This window comes from Kitasatospora sp. NPDC022785 (genome assembly GCF_055561295.1).
In genome coordinates this window covers 1-19,670 of record NZ_JBVHHB010000021.1, presented here as the reverse complement: position 1 = coordinate 19,670, position 19,670 = coordinate 1, and the positions used below count along the sequence as shown (strand labels likewise).

Sequence of the window (19,670 nt, the reverse complement as noted above, 5' to 3'; positions counted from 1 at the left end):
GGGAAGCCCTCCGGCGCGCAGGCCGCGGGCGGTACGGTGTGCGGGGTTCGTCCGTACCGCGGCCGACCGCCGTCCTCACCCGCTCAGGAGCGCACATGTCAGGGCAGTACCCCGGGCAGTACGGACCACCGCCCGGCGGCGCGTTCCCCGGTGGCGCGCCCCACAACGGCATACCCGGCGGGGCTCCGTACGGCGCCCCGCCCCACTCCGGCCGGCAGTACCCGGCCCAGCCGTACCCCGCTCAGGAGTATCCGACCCAGCCGTACTCCGCCCAGCCCTACTCCGCCCAGCCCTACTCCGCCCAGCCCTACCCCGTCCCGCCGACCCAGGCCGGTCCGGCGCTGCGCCCGGGGATGGCCGCCGGTCCGTTCGGCGTGCTCGGTCGCGTGCTGTGGTCCCTCGTCCCGCTGGTGACCATCGGTCTGCTGGGCGTGATCCCCTCACTGCTGCTGGCGATCCGCAGGCGGCGGGCGTACGACATCATCGGCGCGGTGGCCTTCATCGGGGTGTTCCTCACCTACCTGGTCTGCGCGGGCGTCGCCGGCGGCACCAAGGCACCCACCGCGGACACCATCGGCATGGTGGCGATGGTGCTGATGTGGCTGGGCACGCCGCTGCACTTCCTGGTGATGGACCTGCAGGTGATCTGGAACGCCGGCCGCCCCAAGCCGCCCGCCCCGGCGGCCTACTACGCGCCGACCGCCGCGCCGGCCGCGCCGCCCACCGCCGCGGGCATGCCGCCCACCGCCGCGTCGGGCATGCCCGCCGCGCCGTACGCGCCGTACGGCCAGGCCCCTGCGCCCGGGTACGCGACCCCTGCCTCTGCGCCCGCCCCCGGATCCGGGCCCCTTCCCGGGCCGCCCCCTCCCGGAGCGGCCCCCGCGACCGGCGACGAGCTGCGCGAGCTGGGTGAACTGCTGCGCCGTCAGGCCCGTGAGGGCGGTCGGCCGTGACCACCGCCCGGGTGATCGGCGGCCGCTACCGGCTGGCCGAGAAGATCGGCCACGGCGGGATGGGCCAGGTCTGGGGCGGTTACGACGAGCGGCTGGACCGCCCGGTCGCCGTCAAGCTGCTCCGCACCGACCAGCTCCTTGCCGCCGACCCGTCCGGCGGCAGCAGTGGCGGCGGCCGTGGTGACACCGAACGCCGCCGCCACGGCGACGAACTCCGACGCCGCTTCCTGCGCGAATGCCGGATCACCGCCGCCCTCGACCACCCCGGCCTGGTCACCGTCTTCGACGCGGGCGAGGACGACGGCGAGCTGTACCTCGTGATGCAGCGAGTCCCGGGCGTCAGCCTGGCCGACCTGATCGCCGAGGACTCGCCGTTCCCGGTCGAGCGCGCCGCCGCCGTCGCCGCCCAGCTCTGCGCGGCGCTGGCCGCCGTCCACGCCGTGCCGGTCGTCCATCGCGACCTCAAGCCCAGCAACGTGATGGTCCGGGACGACGGCCGGACCGTCCTGCTCGACCTCGGCATCGCCACCGCGCTCGACACCGAGGCCACCCGCCTCACCCTCACCGGCGTCCCGATCGGCAGCCCCTCCTACATGGCCCCCGAGCAGGCACTCGCCGCCACCATCGACCCGCGCAGCGACCTGTACGCGCTCGGCTGCCTGCTGCACGCGATGCTCACCGGCGAGGAGCCGTTCCGCGCACCCAGCGCGCTCGGCGTGCTGCGGCAGCACGTCGACGAGCCGCCCGTACCGCTGCGGGACCTCCGGCCCGACGTCCCGGAACCGCTCGAACGGCTGGTCCTCGACCTCCTCGCCAAGCAGCCCGCCGACCGTCCCGCCCACGCCCAGCAGGTCTACGCGCGGCTGCTCCCGCTGCTCCCCGCGGCCGTACCCGCCCCGCAGCCCCGGTACGGGCCGCTGCCCGATCCCACCCGCCCGTACCGCCACCCCCACCAGCCGCAGCCCCGGACGGAGGAGACGGCAGTGGCGCCGGCGCCGGCCGCCGTACCGCCGGCTGCGCGCAGGGAGCCGCACCCGTTCCTGATGGCAGCGGTGCCCACGCCCGCCGCACCACCGGCAGCTCCTCCATCCTCGGTGAGCGAACCGGACCTGGCCGCCGCCTGCGCCCGCCTCTCCGACCTGGTCGACGCCGGCCGGCGCGCCGAAGTACTCGACCTCGCCGCGACCCTGCTGCCCCGCGCCCAGGCCGAACTGGGCGACGGCGCACCGCTCGTCCGCACCATCCGGACCATCTACGCCCGCACCCTCCACCAGGAGCACCGTTACCGGCAGGCGCTCCCCGAGTACCGGGTGCTCGCCGCGACCGCGGACGGCGGCCCGTACGGCCCGCAGGCCCTGGAACACCGCTTCCGGGCCGCCGAGTGCCTGGACCGGCTCGGCCAGGGCCCGGAGGCGCTCGCCGAGTACCGGGCGCTGCTCACCACCGGACCGGGCCCCGACCCGGACCGGGCCTTCGACATCCGCGAGCGGATCGGCGCCCTGCTCACGGCGGCCGGCGACGTCGAGGCGGCCTGGCAGTGGCTGCTCCGACTCCTCTTCGACCGCGAACGCCGCGACGGCCCGCACCACCCGGCCGTCCGCCGCCTCCGCCAGACCCTCGACACCCTCCAGCCCCACCGCACCACCGGCAACCCCGACCCCCGCACCACCCCCTGGCACTGACACACACTCGGAGCCCGGGCACCCCGCCCTCCCGCCAGTCCTCGGCCGTATGACTTTCGGCAGATTCGGTGCCGCACCCGGCCTCCGTAGGGTCGTGCCCGTGCGGAGTGGACAGCGGTGGCGCGGGTGGTGCGGGTGGTTCGACGGTGGGCTGCTGGTGGGGGCGGTGGTGGCGATCGGGCTGAGCACGGTGAGCATCTGGTGGGCCGTGCCGGCGATCGGTGCGGCGTTCCTGGCCGGGCGGCGGATGGAGCGGGTGCGGCCGGCGGTGGTGGTGCTGGCCGTCGTGGTCGCCGTCGCGGTGCCGGCGGCGTTGCTGGTGCCGGCGTGGATGGTGCCGGGGACGTCGTTCCTGTCCCTGGTGGTCTGCGCCGGTATGGGGCCCTGGATGGTGGGCCGGTTCTGGCGGCAGTCGCAGGAGCTGGTGCGGGCCGGCTGGGACCGGGCGGAGCGGCTGGAGCGCGAGCAGCAGCTGGTGGCCGAGCAGGCCCGGCTGCGGGAGCGGGCCCGGATCGCGCAGGACATGCACGACGCGCTCGGCCACGACCTGAGCCTGATCGCCCTGCGGGCCGGCGCTCTGAAGCTGGCACCCGACCTGGCCCCTCCGCACCGGGAGGCGGCCCGGGAGATCCGGGCGGGCGCCGGCGCGGCCGTGGAACGCCTGGCCGAGGTGATCGGGATCCTGCGGGACGATGCGGACGGGGCGTCCGCCCGGGGGCCGGCCGACGCCGGCGTCGCCCAGCTGGTCGAGGAGGCGGCCGCGGCCGGCCTGGACGTCGGGCTGGCCGTCACCGGTGAGGCGGACGGTCTGCCGCGCGCGGCCGAGCACGCCGCGTACCGGGTGGTCCAGGAGGCGCTGACCAACGCGGCCAAGCACGCCCCGCAGGCGCCGGTCACGGTACGGGTGGCCTACGCGCCGGACGGCGCCCGCGTCCAGGTGGTGAACGGTCCGTCACCGGTGGTCGGCCCGGAGGGCGTTCCGACCCCCGGCGGCCGGGGCCTGATCGGCCTGGCCGAGCGGGTCAGACTGGCGGGCGGCACCTTCGCTCACGGGCCCAGGGCCGACGGCGGCGGTTTCGAGGTCTCCGCCCACCTCCCGCGCTCCGGCGGCCCCGCTGCTGTGGCCACCGGGCCTGCCCCCGTGTCACCGGCCCGCGAGTTGCGGCACGCCCGCCGCCGGGTGGGCCGGATGATGGCGGCGGTCGTCCTGGTGCCGCTGGCCACCGTGTTGGTGCTGACCACCGTCCTGCGAGGATGGACGATCTACACCGCCGGCCGCGCCGTGCTGGACCCGGCGGACTACGCGCTGCTCCGGGTCGGCCAGGATCGCGCCACGGTGCAGCGATTTCTGCCGGACCGTCAGTTTCCGTACCATCCGTCGGCAGGGAACCCGCCACCCCGGGGAGAAGGTGTGACGTGCGAGTACTACGCCATCACGGCCCAGCCGTTCAACAACGACCGCTCCGGAGACGCCTACCGGCTCTGCTTCCAGGGGGACGTGTTGATCTCCCTGGACGCCCTGGTCTCGTGAGCGCCGGATGAGCGGCGGGGAGCGGGGCACGACCGCCGCACCGATCCGCGTGCTGATCGCCGACGACGAACCGATGGTGCGCGCCGGTGTCCGAGCGGTGCTCGCCACCGACCCGGGCATCGAGATCGTCGCCGAGACCGGGGACGGCCGGGACGCCGTCGAGCTGGTCCGGCGGCACCGGCCGGACGTCGCCGTGCTGGACATCCGGATGCCCGGTGCGGACGGCATCACCGCCGCCGCCGAGATCCGCCGGACCGGCGCCGCCACCGGGATCGTCATCCTGACGACCTTCGGGGAGGACGACTACATCCTGCGGGCCCTCGGCGGTGGCGCCAACGGGTTCCTGGTCAAGTCCGGCGCGCCCGAGGAGCTGATCGCGGGCGTCCGGGCGGTCGCGGACGGCGCCGCCTACCTCTCACCCAAGGTGGCCGCGCGGGTGGTCGCCCACCTGGCCTCCGCCGGGGCCGGCGGGCCGGCCGACCGGCGCGCCTCCGCCCGGGAACAGGTGGCCGCGCTGACCGGCCGGGAGCGGGACGTGCTGACGCTGATCGCCGCCGGGCTCTCGAACGGCCAGATCGCCCGCCGGATCGGGGTGGTGGAGGGGACCGTGAAAGCCCATGTGAGCTCCGTCCTGTTGCGGCTCGGGGTGCCCAACCGGGCGGCCGCCGCCGTCCTCGCGCACGAGGCCGGCCTGACCCTCGGCGCGGAGTGCGCGGGCGGTCCGCGCGCCTGACACGGAGGGTATGGCCGGCTGGGGCCCCACCAGCAGGGGCCCCAGGACGCGCACGCCGGCCAGCGCCGCCACCGCGGTCGTCGCGAGCGGCAGCAGGGCGACGACGACGGCGCCCGTGACGGCTGCGCCCAGGACGGCGCCGGCGACCACGTCGTGCGGGTAGTGCACGCCCGCGGCCACCCGCAGCGCGGCCGTCAGGCCGCCGACCGGGACGACCAGCAGGCCCCACCGCGGGCGCAACAGCACCAGGCCGGTCGCGAGGGCGACGGCCAGCGTCGCGTGGTTGCTCGGGAACGACCAGTCGCCCGGCGGCGGGCATTCGGCGACCGCCGACCGTGCCGACGCCGTCGCTGTGCCGAGCAGCGCCCGGCAGGGGCGCTCCTCGTCGATCACCACCTTCAGCACCTCACTCGCCCCGTACGCGAGCACCGTGCCGAGACCGGTGAGCACGGCCCCCGCGACCAGGTCGGTGGCCCGCCGGCCGCGCGCCGTCCACCAGCAGAGCGCCAGCAGCAGGCCCAGGACCAGCAGGCCGGCCTCGGTGGCGGGCTCCAGCAGCGAGGCCGGCCAGTGCGGGGCGTCGGCGACGGCGTCCGCCACCCGCCGGTAGCCGGTGGCGGAGGGGCCGTCGACCACCCGGACCGGAGCGCCCTCGCTGCCGCGCGCCGGGGCCAGCCACCCCACCACGCCGGTGCCCGCCGCCAGCAGCACCACGGCGACGGCCACCCGGGTGCCCGTCGTTCTGACCGCATTTCTCCTGACCATGTGCCTCATGGCCAGGACAGTAGGAGCGGCGGGCGGGTGGCCGCCCGACCCGAAAGTAAGGGGGCGACCTGGACGATCGTCAGGGTTGACGGCCGGTGTGCTGGGTGCGGGTGACCCGTTCGGGCCACGGTCCGCGCGACCGGGCCGTGGCCGCCCTACCCTCGGGACAACGCCCGGCCTCCGACCGGAACACCCCGCCGCGCGCCGCCGTCACCCCGGAGACCAGCCATGCACCGTCGGACCGCCGTCGCGGGCGCCCTGCTCGCCGCCTCGGCGCTGGCCGCGTGCGGGCGCGACGGGCTCACGCCGGGCACGGCGGCGCTCATGGACGGCCGGCGGATCCCGGTCGGCGCGGTCGAGGCCCGGGTCGCGGAGCTGCGGCACGCGGCCGGCGGCGCCTCGGCGGACGCCCGTCAGCAGTCGGACGGGCCGGCCCGGCGGGCCGTCTCCGACCTGGTGCTCGACGTGGTGGTCGCCCGCGCGGTGGCCGACCGCGGGCCGGGGGTGGACAGCGCCGAGGTGGCGGCGGCCCGCGCGGCCGACGAGGACAGGTACGGCGGGGCCGGCCCGCTCGCCCGGGTCCTGGCCGCCAGGGGCGTACCGGGCAGCGGGATCGACGACTACTACCGCCGCCGGCTGGGCATCACCCGCCTCGCCGCCGCAGCCGGACGGAACGCCGGCACCCCGGCGGGCGACGCCATCGTCCGCCGCGCCCTGGCCGCCGCCGCCAACGCCCTCCACCTGCACGTCAACCCCCGCTACGGCACCTGGGACCCGGCCCAGGTCGCCCTCCTCCCCGACACCCCACCCTGGCTGGCCCCCTGAGCCGGCCCGCGGGGGGCACTGTGCACAGGAAGTCGGCCGGGCCGACTTTGGTGCGCGGGTGGGGTCCGGCGCCGGGGAACGTGGGCCGCGGTGCCCGGCCTGATCGCCGGGACGCCCCCGGGGAACGTGGGCCGCGGTGCCCGGCCTGACCGCCGGGACGCCCCCGGGGAACGTGGGCCGCGGTGCCCGGCCTGATCGCCGGGACGCCCCCGGGGAAGCGCGGAAGCGGGCCGTGGTCGGGGGCGGGTAGGTTCGGGGTGTGACGAATTCTCCGGGCGCGAAGCTGATCCTGCTCACCACCACCCACCGGGTGGCCCCCGGTCTGCTGGCGTGGCCGGCCTGGGAGGCGCTGCGGTCGGCGGGGCGGGTGCTGGCGGGGGACGCCGGGAATCCGCAGCTGGCGGCGGTGCGGCAGGCCGGGGTCGAGGTGGAGGTCGTGCCGCCCGGTTCGGCGCCGGCGCTGGCGCGCCTGCTGACCGGGCTGCCGGCGGAGCAGCCGACCGGGACGGGCCCGACGGTCTGGCTGGGCAGCCCGGACGGCGACCCCGGGCTGACCGACGCGCTGGCGCGCCTCGCGGTGGAGCACGCGGGTGAGGTGCCCGAGATCGAGGTGCTGCCGGGCTCGTACGACCTGCCGGGTGCGCGCCTGCTGGACCTGGTCTCGGTGATGGACCGCCTTCGCTCGCCCGGCGGCTGTCCCTGGGACGCCGAGCAGACCCACGCCAGCCTGGTGAAGTACCTGGTCGAGGAGGCCTTCGAGCTGGTCGAGGCGATCGAGGAGGGGGACCGCGGGACGCTCCGCGAGGAGCTGGGCGACGTCCTGCTCCAGGTCTTCTTCCACTCGCGGATCGCCGAGGAGCACCCCACCGACGCGTTCTCGATCGACGACGTGGCGGGGGACATCGTAGAGAAGCTGATGTACCGCCACCCGCACGTGTTCGGGGACACCGAGGCCGGGGGCGCCGCCGAGGTTGAGGCGAACTGGGAGACGCTGAAGGCGGCCGAGAAGTCGGATCGCGAGTCGGTGCTGGACGGTGTGCCGGCCGGGCTGCCGTCGCTGGCGTACGCGGCGAAGCTGGTGTCGCGGGTGCGCCGGTCCGGGGTGGCGGGCGTGCCGGACGCGCCGTACGAGCTGCCGGCGGAGCTCACCGCCGAGTCGGCGGGCAGGCTGGTGCTCGCCGTGGCGCAGCGGGCGCACGACGCGGGGGTGGACGTGGACGCCGCGCTGCGGGCGGCCGCGCGCGAGTACCGGGACGCCGTCCGCGCCGCCGAGGGGCTCAAGCCGAAGGACTGAGGCCCGCACCGGGCGAGGCGGCCCCCGCACCAGCTCGGGCCGCCCCTGTACCGGCTCGGGGCCGCCCCCGCACCGACCACGGGCCGACCCCCGGGACGGTCGGGTCAGACCGTCGCGACGTCCTCCACCGGCCGGCGCTGCTGCGGGACCACGACCTCGCCGATGGCCTCGCCGACCAGTGCGAGCAGCTCGGCGAGCCGCTCCAGGTCGAGGTGGTCGGGCAGCTCGTCGAGGGAGACGATCCGCTCGCCGTCCGGCCCGGCGACGCAGAACAGGTCGATCGGTCCGAGGTGCTTCTCGGCGGTGTCGACCAGGGCGGCGACGTCGCTGGGCCGGCGGATGTCGCCGCAGACGCCGACGACCGGGCAGCCCGGCCGGTCGAGCTCGGCGGCGAGGTCCTCGGCGATGCCCTCCCGCTGGTCGGCGACGAGCACGCCGACGGCGCCGGCGGCGGTGAAGCGGCGTGCGAGGTCGGCACCCGACCCGCCGTCGAGTACGGCGATGACCACGACTGCCCCGGTGACCCGCATGGTGCGCTCCTCCCTGGTGGGCGGCTCCGCACCGGCGCCCACGTGTTGCTTTGCGGAGGATCGTAGGCTTGTCCTGACCCTCCGCAACAGGGATTACCCCTCAGGTGACCAGGCTCACGCCTGCCGCGCCCGAGAACCCGCCGAGCGCGGGCCGGGGACCGACCCGCCGCGCCCGACGGCCGACACGTCCCCTGTCGGGCCCACCGGCCGACACGTCCCCTGCAGGGGGGCGGCCCCGCCGGCCGACCGGCCCGGCAGGGAACCGCGCCGATCCCCACCGGATACCGTCGACGCATGCCAGTTCAGCCCGATTCCGCCCGCCCGCCGCTCTTCACCTGGGACTTCGCCGCCGACCCGTACCCGGCGTACGCGTGGCTGCGGGAGCACGAGCCGGTGCACCGCACCACCCTGCCGAGCGGGGTGGAGGCCTGGCTGGTGACCAGGTACGCGGACGCCCGGCAGGCGCTCGCCGACAGCCGGCTCTCCAAGAACCCGGTCCACCACAGCGAGCAGGCCCACCGCACCGGCAGGGTCGGCATCCCGGGCGAACGCCAGGCCGACCTGATGACCCACCTGCTGAACATCGACCCGCCGGACCACACCCGGCTGCGGCGCCTGGTCTCGAAGGCCTTCACGCCCCGCCGGGTGGCCGAGTTCGAGCCCCGGGTGCAGCAGCTCACCGACCGGCTGATCGACGGTTTCGCGGAGCGCGGCAGCGCCGACCTGATCCACGAGTTCGCCTTCCCCCTCCCCATCTACGCGATCTGCGACCTGCTCGGGGTGCCGGCCGAGGACCAGGACGACTTCCGGGACTGGGCGGGCATGATGGTGCGCCACACCAGGCCGGGCCAGGGAGGGGGCCAGCGCGGCGGTGTGGGGCGGGCGGTCAAGCGGATTCGCGCGTACCTGGCGGAGCTGATCCACCGCAAGCGGGCCGACCTCGGCGACGACCTGATCTCGGGTCTGATCAGGGCCAGCGACCACGGCGAGCACCTCACCGAGAACGAGGCCGCGGCAATGGCCTTCATCCTCCTCTTCGCCGGCTTCGAGACCACCGTCAACCTGATCGGCAACGGCACCTACGCGCTGCTGCGCAACCCGGAGCAGCGGGCGCTGTTGCAGGACTCCGTCGCCCGCGGCGAGAGCGCCCTGCTGGAGACCGGGATCGAGGAACTCCTGCGCTACGACGGGCCGGTGGAGCTGGCCACCTGGCGGTTCGCGACCAGCCCGCTGACCATCGGCGGGGTGGAGATCCCGGTCGGCGACCCGGTGCTGGTGGTGCTCGCGGCGGCGGACCGCGACCCGGCGCGGTTCGCCGACGAGAACACCCTCGACCTGGCCCGGACGGACAACCCGCACCTGGGCTTCGGGCACGGCATCCACTACTGCATCGGGGCCCCGCTGGCCCGGCTGGAGGGCCGGGCGGCGCTGGCCACCCTGCTCACCCGATTGCCCGATCTGCGGCTGGCCGAAAGCCCGGAGAATCTGCGCTGGCGGGGCGGCCTGATCATGCGTGGCCTCCGTGAGCTTCCGGTCGAATTCAGTCCGGAGAAGAAGCCCGTCGCAAGCTGACAAACCCTCCGCGGACCTGCCGTCAGGTCCGTGAGTGTCACGGCCTGAGGATCCGACACTCTGACGAGACGTCTCCGACACGCCGCGACAGGGGGGTTGAACCATCATCAACCCGGACATATCGCCTCCGTTGGTGGACGATCGATCACGCACCGTAATTTCTGTGTGATATCGGCGATATGAGCTTGTGATTGGTAAGAGGATCTGTCTACCCTCCGTGGAGTTCGCAGCTGCGGACCTCGTGCGCGGGACGCCGAATCCTGCCCGCCGTGTCACGGGAAACCGACCAGACCCTGGGCAGGGGCGGGGGAACCAGGTTTGTTGCCGTCCTCCACGGCTTGGGGTGAAGCCGCTCGCGCGGGCAGAAAGTCCGTGCGACGCGGCCGGGCCACCTCCCGGTCCGAACCCGACAGCTCACCTCGCAGGCGTGCGGAGAGGGACCTCTTCATGCTGTTCGTTGGAACTGGCCGTCACCGTCGTCGTACCCAGGCCGAGAAGGCCATCGCCGTCGCAGGTGTGGCCGGCGTCGGACTCGCGATGCCGATCCTCACCGCCACCGGCGCCGCGGCTGCCCCCGCCTCGACCTGGGACTCCGTGGCCCAGTGCGAGAGCGGCGGCAACTGGAGCATCAACACGGGCAACGGCTTCTACGGCGGTCTGCAGTTCACCTCCAGCACGTGGAAGGCGTACGGCGGCACCTCGTACGCGCCGCAGGCCCACCAGGCCAGCAAGGCCCAGCAGATCTCGGTCGCCGAGAAGGTGCTCGCCTCGCAGGGCCCGGGTGCCTGGCCGGTCTGCTCGCAGAAGGCCGGCCTGAGCAAGGGCGGTGCACCGGCCTCGGTCGACACCTCCACCGATGCCGCGCCCGCCGCTCCGAAGCCGGCCCAGTCGAAGCCCGCGCAGCCGAAGCCCGCCCAGAAGCCCGCCGCCCAGTCGCACGCCCAGCAGCAGACCCAGCCGTACGCGCAGCAGGAGACCCAGGCCCCGGGCTTCTCCGGCCAGGCCGGCTGGGACGCCGAGGCGAAGGTGTACTGGTACCAGAACAACGGCGGCTGGTACTGGACCAGCCACCCGAGCGTCTACCAGCAGTACGCCGGTCAGGCCGCGAGCCAGGACACCCGTGCCGCCCAGAGCACGCCGGTCGCCCAGAGCGCCCCGGTCGCGCCTAGTGCCCCGGCCGCCCAGCAGTACGCCGGCCACGGCTACACCGTCCAGTCCGGCGACACGCTGGCCGGCATCGCCGCTACCCAGGGCGTCTCCGGCGGCTGGGAGTCGCTGTACGACGGCAACCGCGGCACCGTCGGCTCCGACCCGAACCTGATCCTGCCCGGCCAGGTGCTCAACCTCGGCTGAGCGGCCCCGTCTTCACGGTGATTCGACGAAGGGGGCCGGATTCGACCCCCTTCGTCCGCATCTGGTCGCCTTCCGTGGGGCAACCAGGTGAACTACCGGGGGGTAGCAGGGCCACACGCTGAGACGGGACCGAGGTCAGCGTGGCCCCGAGAGCCCGTGCGGTTAGGCTCTGGTCGTAACGACTCCGCAATCGTTCGCCCGACAGCACCCATCGTCGGGCGGACCTGCTTCCGCTAGGAGATGCCTCGTGCCGTCCATCGATGTCGTCGTAGCCCGTGAGATTCTCGACTCGCGTGGCAACCCCACGGTCGAGGTCGAGGTCGGCCTCGACGACGGCAGCACCGGTCGTGCCGCTGTCCCGTCCGGTGCCTCCACCGGTGCCTTCGAGGCCCTGGAGCTGCGCGACGGTGACAAGAACCGCTACTTCGGCAAGGGCGTCGAGAAGGCCGTCCTGGCCGTCATCGAGCAGATCGGCCCGGAGCTGGTCGGCTACGACGCCACCGAGCAGCGCCTGATCGACCAGGCCATGCTCGACCTGGACGCCACCCCGGACAAGTCCTCGCTCGGCGCCAACGCCATCCTGGGCGTCTCGCTGGCCGTCGCGCACGCCGCCTCCGAGGCCAGCGACCTGCCGCTGTTCCGCTACCTGGGCGGCCCGAACGCGCACGTCCTGCCGGTCCCGATGATGAACATCCTCAACGGCGGCTCGCACGCGGACTCCAACGTCGACATCCAGGAGTTCATGATCGCCCCGATCGGCGCGGAGTCCTTCTCCGAGGCCGTCCGCTGGGGCGTCGAGGTCTACCACACCCTCAAGGGCGTCCTGAAGGAGCGCGGCCTCTCCACCGGCCTCGGCGACGAGGGCGGCTTCGCGCCGAACCTGGACAGCAACCGCGAGGCCCTGGACCTCATCACCGAGGCCATCCAGAAGGCGGGCTACGTGCCCGGCCGCGACATCGCGCTGGCGCTGGACGTCGCCGCCTCCGAGTTCTACGAGGACGGCGCCTACCAGTTCGAGGGCAAGGCGCTCACCTCCGCCGAGCTCATCGAGTACTACGCCGAGCTGGTCGCCTCGTACCCGCTGGTCTCCATCGAGGACCCGCTGGACGAGTCGGACTGGGACGGCTGGAAGGCCATGACCGTCAAGCTGGGCGACAAGGTCCAGCTGGTCGGCGACGACCTGTTCGTCACCAACCCGGCCCGCCTGGCCAAGGGCATCGAGACCGGCACCGCCAACGCGCTGCTGGTCAAGGTGAACCAGATCGGTTCGCTGACCGAGACCCTGGACGCCGTCGAGCTGGCCCAGCGCAACGGCTACCGCTGCATGATGTCGCACCGTTCCGGCGAGACCGAGGACGTCACCATCGCCGACCTGGCCGTCGCCACCAACTGCGGCCAGATCAAGACCGGTGCCCCGGCCCGCTCCGAGCGCGTCGCCAAGTACAACCAGCTGCTGCGCATCGAGGAGATCCTCGACGACGCCGCCGAGTACGCCGGCCGCGGCGCCTTCCCGCGCTTCCGCTCCGCGGAGTAATCGACGCGGTAGGCACGAGGGCCGACCGCGCCCGCCCGTGCAAGCCTGACCGGTGCCCCGCCGTTCACCCCGTAGGGTGGACGGCGGGGCACCGGCGCGACCAGGAGGGGATACGGGAGATGGCAGGCTGGAGGATCCCGGGCTTGGCGGCCCGGCCTCGCTTCACGAGCCGGGCGACCGTCCTCGTCCTGGTTCTCTGCTCGCTGGTGGCGATCCTGGCCTACCCGACCCGGCAGTTCATCTCCCAGCGCTCCGAGATCTCCGCCCAACGGGCGAAGGCCGAGCACGCCCGGCAGCAGGTCGAGCAGCTGCGCCGGGAGAAGGCCCGCTGGCAGGACCCGGAGTACGTCAAGGCGCAGGCCCGTTCGCGGCTGCACTACGCGATGCCGGGGGAGACCCCGTACATCGCGGTGGACCCGGCCGGTCAGGGCGCCGCCAAGTCCTCCGTGTCCTCACCCGCCCCGTCCGACGGTGAGGCCGCCGCTCCCGCGAAGGCCGTCAAGCCCTGGTACGCCAGCGTCTGGGACTCGGTGGACGCCGCCGACACCGCCGCCCTCGCCCCGCCCTCTCCCCTCCCTCCGCAGACACCCCTGCCCCCCGCTGGAGTCAGCTCCCCTCATGACCACTGAGAACCACCCCTCCGTCTCCGACGCCGACGTCGCGGCCATCGCCGCCCAGCTCGGCCGCGTCCCGCGCGGTCTGCGCGGCGTGGCACACCGCTGCCCCTGCGGCAACCCGGACGTCGTGGAGACGGCCCCCCGGCTCGCGGACGGCACGCCGTTCCCGACCCTCTACTACCTGACCTGCCCCAAGGCCGCCTCGCTGATCGGCACCCTGGAGGCGGACGGCGTGATGAAGGACCAGACCGCCCGGCTCGCCGAGGATCCGGAGCTGGCCGCCGCCTACCAGAAGGCCCACGAGGACTACATCGCCCGCCGTGACGCCATCGAGGTGTTGGAGGGCTTCCCGAGTGCCGGCGGGATGCCGGACCGGGTGAAGTGCCTGCACGTGCTGGTCGGCCACTCGCTGGCGGCCGGCGAGGGCGTCAACCCGCTCGGCGACGAGGCGATCGGCATGCTGGAGGACTGGTGGGCCAAGGGCCCGTGCGTCTCCGCCGCCGAGGTCGAGGCCGCGGGTGAGCGGGTCGCGCGCAACCGGGCCAAGGAGCAGGACCACGCGGCGGTGATCGCCGCCAAGCAGCAGAAGGCCGCCGAGCGCGCCGCCAAGAAGCAGGCCGCGGCCGAGGGCACCGAGGAGGCCGGCGCATGACCACCACCCGGGTCGCGGCGATCGACTGCGGCACCAACTCGATCCGCCTGCTGGTCGCCGACCTCGACCCGCAGACCGGGGTGATCACCGACCTCGACCGCCGGATGGTCATCAACCGGCTGGGCCAGGGCGTGGACCGGACCGGCCGGCTGCACCCGGACGCGCTGGCCCGCACCTTCGCGGCCTGCCGCGAGTACGCGGAGATCATCTCCGGCTTCGGCGTCGGCCCCGACCGGATCCGCTTCGTCGCCACCAGCGCCTCCCGGGACGCCGAGAACAGCGACGAGTACACCAAGGGCGTGCGCGACATCCTGGGTGTCTCGCCCGAGGTCGTCAGCGGCGAGGAGGAGGCGCACCTCTCCTTCGTCGGCGCCACCAAGGAGCTCACCGGCGGTCAGTTCCCGGCGCCGTACCTCGTCTTCGACCTCGGCGGTGGCTCCACCGAGTTCGTGCTGGGCGGGGCGGACGTCCAGGCGGCCCGCTCGGTGGACATCGGCTGCGTCCGGCTGACCGAGCGCCACTTCGGCGGCGCCGAGCTGCCCTCGGCGGAGCAGATCGCCGAGGCCCGGGCGCACGTCCGGGCCGAGCTGGACAAGGCCGAGGAGGCCGTCCCGCTGACCGGCGCGGCCACCCTGGTGGGCCTGGCCGGGACGGTCACCACCGTCTCCGCGATCGCCCAGGACCTGCCGGCGTACGACTCCGAGGCGATCCACCATTCGCGGATCAGCCGCGAGCAGGTGGCCCGGATCGCCGACGAGCTGCTCGCCGCCACCCACGACCAGCGGGCGGCCATCCCGTCGATGCACCCGGGCCGGGTGGACGTGATCGCGGCCGGCGCGCTGGAGCTGTTGGAGATCATGGCGCGGACCGGCGCCGCCGAGGTGGTCGTCAGCGAGCACGACATCCTGGACGGCATCGCCTGGAGTATGGCCTCCTGAGCCCTTGCAGGCCTTACCCGACCGGCCCCGGAGCCCCCTGACGGGGCCCGGGGCCGGGGCGCGCCCGGGGTCGGGCGGAAAAGTTCGTGAATTTCTTCACATGGCGATCCGTCCATTCGTCGCGCCTGCGTGCCCGCAACGTCCGAAATGTGGGACTGAAGGCGCGGCCGGCGTGGCGCCCGCTGGATCGCAGGCGGGGCGCCCGCGCGGGTTTGAAAATCGAAATCACAAGCGGGAACCCAGGCGTAGTACGGATCGTTGCAGCTCAGCCGGGCCGTTCGGACGCCCGTGCTCACCGGGGGGTCCTGGGGGGCGTGAGGTGACGCCCCGGGGCGGCGAAAAGGGCCGCGAAGTGTAGCACGGGGTGTCCAGAAGCTTGTGAGCGGGCTCACGAACGCTGCTCCGGACGGTGCTGGATACTTTCGGATATGAGCACCACGGAGCGTCCTCGCATCCTCATTGTCGGCGGTGGTTACGTCGGCCTGTATGCCGCGATGCGCATCCTCAAGAAGATGCGCTACGGCGAAGCGACCGTCACGGTCGTCGACCCGCGGTCGTACATGACGTACCTGCCCTTCCTTCCCGAGGCGGCCGGCGGCAACGTCGCGCCCCGCAACCTCGTCGCGCCGCTGCGCAGCGCCCTGAAGAAGGCGGAGGTGCTCACCGGTGCTGTCACCGGTGTGGACCACGCCCGCAAGGTCGCGACCATCCAGCCCGCGGCCGGCGACTCGTACGAGCTGCCCTTCGAGTACCTGGTCGTCGCGACCGGCTCGGTCTCCCGCACCTTCCCGATCCCGGGTCTGGCGGAGCACGGCATCGGCATGAAGACGGTCGAGGAGGCCATCAGCCTCCGCAACCACGTCATGGCGCAGCTGGACAAGGCCGAGTCCACCACGGACGAGGCGATCCGCCGCAAGGCCCTGACCTTCGTCGTCATCGGTGGTGGCTTCGCCGGTGTCGAGACGATCGCCGAGATCGAGGACATGGCGCGCGACGCCGCCAAGATCTACCGGACCGTCAGCCGCGACGACATGCGCTTCATCATGGTGGAGGCGGCCAACCGCATCCTCCCCGAGGTGGGCCCGGACCTTGGTCTGTGGACCAAGGAGAAGCTCGAAGAGCGCAACATCGAGGTCTTCATCGAGACCTCGATGGACTCCTGTGTCGACCAGCACGTCGTGCTGAAGAACGGCGTCGAGGTCGACGCCTCCACCATCGTGTGGACGGCCGGCGTGAAGCCGAACCCGGTGCTGGCCAACTTCGGCCTGCCGCTCGGCCCGCGCGGCCACGTCGACACCGCCGCGACCCTCCAGGTCCAGGGCTTCGACTACGTCTGGTCCGCCGGCGACAACGCCCAGGTGCCGGACCTCGCCTCCGGCGAGGGCGCCTGGTGCCCGCCGAACGCGCAGCACGCCTGCCGTCAGGCCGTCGTCCTCGGCGACAACGTGATCTCCGGTATGCGCGGCTTCCCGCAGAAGGAGTACAAGCACAAGAACCTCGGTGCGGTGGCCGGTCTCGGCCTGCACAAGGGCGTGGCGATCCTCTTCGGCAAGGTCAAGCTGAAGGGCCGCCTGGCCTGGTGGTTCCACCGCGCCTACCACGGCGCCATGGTCCCGACCGTGAACCGCAAGGTCCGCGTGTTCACCGACTGGACGCTGGCGATGTTCCTGAAGCGCGAGACCGTGGGTCTGGCCCAGATGGAGAAGCCGTTCGAGGCGTTCCAGGAGGCTGCGGCGCCCGCGCCCAAGCCCGTCGAGGCCGCCAAGCCGGCCGCCGACAAGGAGCTCGCCAGCAAGTAAGCGACTGCGACCCCGGTGTGGGAGCACCGGGGTATGAGTCGGAGGCCCTCCGCCCGGCAGCGTCGCCGGACCACGACCTCCGTGGTGCTCAGCCGGCCAGTGCGACCGGGCGGAGTACAGAAGTACGAGAAGGCCCCTGCCGAACCCTCCGGCGGGGGCCTTCTCGTGGTCGGTGTGCGTGGTCGTCCCAGGACGGTGGCCCCGGGCGTGGTGCCCGGGGCCGGCGGGCCGGCGGTCGGTCCGTCAGTCGGTCTTGATGCTCGCCAGGATGTCCAGCTTGGACGCCCGGCGGGCCGGCCAGATCGCCGCCACCAGGCCGACCACGCCGGCCAGGGCGAGGAAGAGCAGCAGCTGGCCGAAGGGCAGGACGGTGGTCAGGCCCGCCATGCTGGACTTCAGGGTGCCGTTGATCGCCCAGGCCATGAAGCAGCCGAGCAGCAGGCCGATGCCGGCGCCGAAGACCGAGATCACGACGGACTCCAGCCGGACCATCCGCTTGATGCCGCCGCGGTCCAGGCCGATCGCCCGGAGCATCCCGATCTCGCGCTTGCGCTCGAAGACCGACATGGCCAGCGTGTTGATCACCCCGAGGATCGCGACGATCACGGACATCGCGAGCAGCCCGTACATCATGTTCAGCGCGAAGGTGATGATCTGGCTGAAATCGTCGCGGACGTCCTGCTTGGACTTGACCTCGATCACCGGGTTGGCGCCGGTGGCGTCCTTGAGCGCCTGCTTGAGCTTGTCGGTGGCGCCGTCGGCGCCCTTGACCAGGACGTCGCTGAGGTAGGGCTCGGGCTCGTGCTTGACGATCTCGCTGTTGGCCAGCAGGACCGGGCCGAGCATGCCGCCCGCCTTGTAGACGCCGCCGACGGTGACCTGGCCGGTGGACTCGTCGGGGTAGGTGACCGTCATGGTCGAACCGGCGGTGACGCCGTTCTTCTTGGCGACGTCCTCGTCGACCATGATCTTGCCCTGGCCCAGTGCGGTGGCGGAGCCGCTGGTCACGTCGACCGAGACGAGCTTGTCGAAGGTGTTCTGGTCCAGGCCGGTGATGGCCCGGGTGCTGCCGTTCAGCTCCCAGTACACGGTGGTCATCGCCGAGGCGGCCGTCACCCCGGGGGTCTTGGAGATCTCGGCCGGGACCTTCTCGGAGAGGCTCATGCCGTTCGCGGCCGAGACCACGTAGTCGGCCTTCATCGTGCTGGTGACGGCCTTGTCGATCGCACCGCCGATCGAGGCGCCGAGCACCGTCAGGCCGCTGACCAGGGTCAGACCGATGGTCAGCGCCGCCGCGGTGGCGGCGGTGCGGCGCGGGTTGCGCACGGCGTTCTGCCGGGCGAGCTTGCCGGGCGTGCCGAACAGCTTGCCGAGCACCGGGCCGACCAGGGCGATCACCGGACGGGAGAGCAGCGGCAGCAGGATGAAGATGCCGATCAGGGCCAGCAGGGCGCCGAACGCGACCGGCACCCGGCCGCCGCTGTCGCCGGTGGAGGCGCCGTAGGCGATCAGCGCGCCGCCGCCGGCGGCCAGCACCGAGCCGATGGTGTTGCGCACCACCAGGCTCTTCTGGCTGCTCGGCTGGTCGCCGCTGCTCATCGCGGCCACCGGGGCGATCCGGGAGGCGCGCATGGCGGGCAGCAGGGCGGAGAGGACCGTCACCAGGATGCCGACCACCAGGGTGACCGCCACGGTCATCGGCTTGATCACCAGCGAGCCGGTGGGCATGCCGTCGTCCAGCGAGTGGATCAGGGACTGCAGTCCGGCGCCGATCCCGATGCCGGCCACCAGACCGGCGACGGCCGAGATGGTGCCGATGGCCAGCGCCTCGATCAGCACCGACCGGGTGACCTGCTTGCGGCTGGCACCGATCGCCCGCAGCAGGGCGAGCTCCTTGGTGCGCTGGGCGACCAGCATGGTGAAGGTGTTGGCGATGATGAAGATGCCGACAAAGAGCGAGATCCCGGCGAAGGCGAGCAGCATGGTGCGCATGCTCGACGTGCCGCTCTCGATCATCTTCTGCTCGTCGTCCTTGAGCTCCGTGCCGGTCTCGGAGTGGATCTGCTGGCCGGCCGGGAGCTTCGCCCCGGCCTCGGCGAGCAGGGCGCTCTCGGTGGTGCCGGGCTTGGCGGTGAGCACGATGCTGCTGTAGCGGCCCGGCTCCAGCAGCAGCTGCTGGGCGGTGGCGCGGTCGAACAGGGTGAGCGTGCCGCCGGAGTTCACCACCGGGTCGTCGGTGGTGAAGATGCCGGTGAGCTTCGCCTCCAGCACCGGGCCGTTGGAGGCCAGCCGGACGGTGTCGCCGACCTTGTAGCCGGCCTTGTCGGCGGTCTTGCGGTCGAGCGCGATCTCCTGGGCGCTCTTCGGGCCCTGGCCCTCGGCTATCGGGTAGCGGCTGTCCTTGCCGTCCGGCCCGGGCGCGAAGTTGGCGCCCTTGGCGGACCAGGCCTGGCCGACCAGGTTGCCGCTCTTGTCGGCGACGCCGGTGAAGCCGCTGACCACGCCGCGGGCGTGGGCGGCGCCGGGGAGTGCGCCGAGCTGCTGGACGGTGGCGTCGGTCAGGGTGGCCGCGCTCTTCTCGCTCTTCTCGCGGGCGGAGGCGCCGGAGCCGGCCGCCCGGTCGACGATCTGGACCGACACGTCGGAGTAGCTCTTGGAGTTGCTGTCCCGCATGGCCTTGCCGAACGTGTCGGAGAAGACCATGGTGCCGGCGACGAAGGCGGTGCCCAGCATGACGGCCAGTGCCGTCATCAGCAGTCGGCCCTTGTGGGCCAGCACGTTGCGCAGTGCGGTGCGATACATGGGGTGTCCTGGGGTCTGCGGAGGGGCGGGGTGCTGGCGGTGGGGCGTCAGCTGGTGCGGCCCTTGGCGTCGAAGCGGCGCATGCGGTCC

General features: G+C 73.4%; 16 protein-coding genes, 1 pseudogene and 1 riboswitch. Of the genes and pseudogenes, 14 read left to right on the top strand and 3 right to left on the bottom strand.

The genetic code is table 11. The features are described 5' to 3' along the window. Nucleotides 1–95: 95 nt before the first annotated feature. The 4 genes from ACZ3YO_RS27850 (at nt 96) to ACZ3YO_RS27835 (ending at nt 4,899) form a co-directional block, all read left to right on the top strand. Entirely contained in the window at nt 96–953 is an 858-nt protein-coding gene (locus tag ACZ3YO_RS27850) for a hypothetical protein (RefSeq protein ID WP_465574418.1), read from the top strand. Then, complete coding sequence (locus tag ACZ3YO_RS27845) at nt 950–2,635, top strand: protein kinase domain-containing protein (RefSeq protein WP_465574415.1); 1,686 nt, start codon at nt 950–952, stop codon at nt 2,633–2,635. Before ACZ3YO_RS27850 ends, ACZ3YO_RS27845 begins: the two co-directional genes overlap by 4 nt. Nucleotides 2,636–2,735: 100 nt before the next feature. Beyond that, nucleotides 2,736–4,166: a sensor histidine kinase gene (locus ACZ3YO_RS27840; protein WP_465574412.1), complete on the top strand. Its 1,431-nt coding sequence runs from the start codon at nt 2,736–2,738 to the stop codon at nt 4,164–4,166. Nucleotides 4,167–4,173: 7 nt separating this feature from the next. Further along, nucleotides 4,174–4,899, top strand: a complete 726-nt coding sequence (locus ACZ3YO_RS27835) for a response regulator (protein WP_465574409.1) — start codon at nt 4,174–4,176, stop codon at nt 4,897–4,899. 159 nt (nt 4,900–5,058) lie between these two features. Here ACZ3YO_RS27835 and ACZ3YO_RS27830 read toward each other — a convergent pair. After that, nucleotides 5,059–5,292, bottom strand: a pseudogene (locus ACZ3YO_RS27830) (phosphatase PAP2 family protein); the annotation flags it as partial. Here ACZ3YO_RS27830 and ACZ3YO_RS27825 point away from each other — a divergent pair. The 3 genes from ACZ3YO_RS27825 to ACZ3YO_RS27815 all read left to right on the top strand — a co-directional run bounded on the left by ACZ3YO_RS27825 (nt 5,183) and on the right by ACZ3YO_RS27815 (nt 7,783). Continuing rightward, nucleotides 5,183–5,509 (top strand): hypothetical protein, encoded by a 327-nt coding sequence (locus tag ACZ3YO_RS27825; RefSeq protein WP_465574764.1) that lies wholly within the window; start codon nt 5,183–5,185, stop codon nt 5,507–5,509. The pseudogene ACZ3YO_RS27830 and the gene ACZ3YO_RS27825 overlap by 110 nt on opposite strands. A gap of 383 nt (nt 5,510–5,892) precedes the next feature. Beyond that, nucleotides 5,893–6,489 (top strand): SurA N-terminal domain-containing protein, encoded by a 597-nt coding sequence (locus ACZ3YO_RS27820; protein WP_465574407.1) that lies wholly within the window; start codon nt 5,893–5,895, stop codon nt 6,487–6,489. Nucleotides 6,490–6,748: 259 nt separating this feature from the next. After that, nucleotides 6,749–7,783: a nucleoside triphosphate pyrophosphohydrolase gene (locus tag ACZ3YO_RS27815; protein WP_465574404.1), complete on the top strand. Its 1,035-nt coding sequence runs from the start codon at nt 6,749–6,751 to the stop codon at nt 7,781–7,783. Between the two features lie 104 nt (nt 7,784–7,887). On the opposite strand, the gene ACZ3YO_RS27810 is transcribed toward ACZ3YO_RS27815, so the two are convergent. Continuing rightward, entirely contained in the window at nt 7,888–8,313 is a 426-nt protein-coding gene (locus tag ACZ3YO_RS27810; protein ID WP_465548081.1) for an SDR family NAD(P)-dependent oxidoreductase, read from the bottom strand. Between the two features lie 294 nt (nt 8,314–8,607). Here ACZ3YO_RS27810 and ACZ3YO_RS27805 point away from each other — a divergent pair, with 294 nt between their 5' ends. The 7 genes from ACZ3YO_RS27805 (at nt 8,608) to ACZ3YO_RS27775 (ending at nt 16,778) form a co-directional block, all read left to right on the top strand. After that, nucleotides 8,608–9,885, top strand: a complete 1,278-nt coding sequence (locus tag ACZ3YO_RS27805; RefSeq protein WP_465574394.1) for a cytochrome P450 family protein — start codon at nt 8,608–8,610, stop codon at nt 9,883–9,885. Nucleotides 9,886–10,159: 274 nt separating this feature from the next. Continuing rightward, a riboswitch (cyclic di-AMP (ydaO/yuaA leader) is annotated at nt 10,160–10,327 on the top strand. A 5-nt stretch (nt 10,328–10,332) separates the two neighbouring features. Further along, nucleotides 10,333–11,238, top strand: a complete 906-nt coding sequence (locus ACZ3YO_RS27800) for a LysM peptidoglycan-binding domain-containing protein (RefSeq protein ID WP_465574349.1) — start codon at nt 10,333–10,335, stop codon at nt 11,236–11,238. A gap of 247 nt (nt 11,239–11,485) precedes the next feature. After that, nucleotides 11,486–12,772 (top strand): phosphopyruvate hydratase, encoded by a 1,287-nt coding sequence (gene eno / locus ACZ3YO_RS27795; protein ID WP_396325328.1) that lies wholly within the window; start codon nt 11,486–11,488, stop codon nt 12,770–12,772. Between the two features lie 143 nt (nt 12,773–12,915). Then, entirely contained in the window at nt 12,916–13,401 is a 486-nt protein-coding gene (locus tag ACZ3YO_RS27790; RefSeq protein WP_465574345.1) for an FtsB family cell division protein, read from the top strand. Further along, nucleotides 13,391–14,041, top strand: a complete 651-nt coding sequence (locus ACZ3YO_RS27785; RefSeq protein WP_396325326.1) for a DUF501 domain-containing protein — start codon at nt 13,391–13,393, stop codon at nt 14,039–14,041. The genes ACZ3YO_RS27790 and ACZ3YO_RS27785 overlap by 11 nt, the downstream gene beginning before the upstream one ends. Further along, on the top strand, nt 14,038–14,979 hold the full coding sequence (locus ACZ3YO_RS27780) for a Ppx/GppA phosphatase family protein (RefSeq protein ID WP_465574340.1): 942 nt from the start codon (nt 14,038–14,040) through the stop codon (nt 14,977–14,979). Before ACZ3YO_RS27785 ends, ACZ3YO_RS27780 begins: the two co-directional genes overlap by 4 nt. 428 nt (nt 14,980–15,407) lie before the next feature. Beyond that, complete coding sequence (locus ACZ3YO_RS27775; RefSeq protein ID WP_396325324.1) at nt 15,408–16,778, top strand: NAD(P)/FAD-dependent oxidoreductase; 1,371 nt, start codon at nt 15,408–15,410, stop codon at nt 16,776–16,778. Between the two features lie 243 nt (nt 16,779–17,021). Here the strand turns inward: ACZ3YO_RS27775 and ACZ3YO_RS27770 are convergent, their stop codons facing one another. Then, a complete protein-coding gene (locus ACZ3YO_RS27770; RefSeq protein WP_465574336.1) occupies nt 17,022–19,580 on the bottom strand; it encodes an ABC transporter permease in 2,559 nt (852 codons plus the stop codon). Nucleotides 19,581–19,670: the final 90 nt, after the last annotated feature.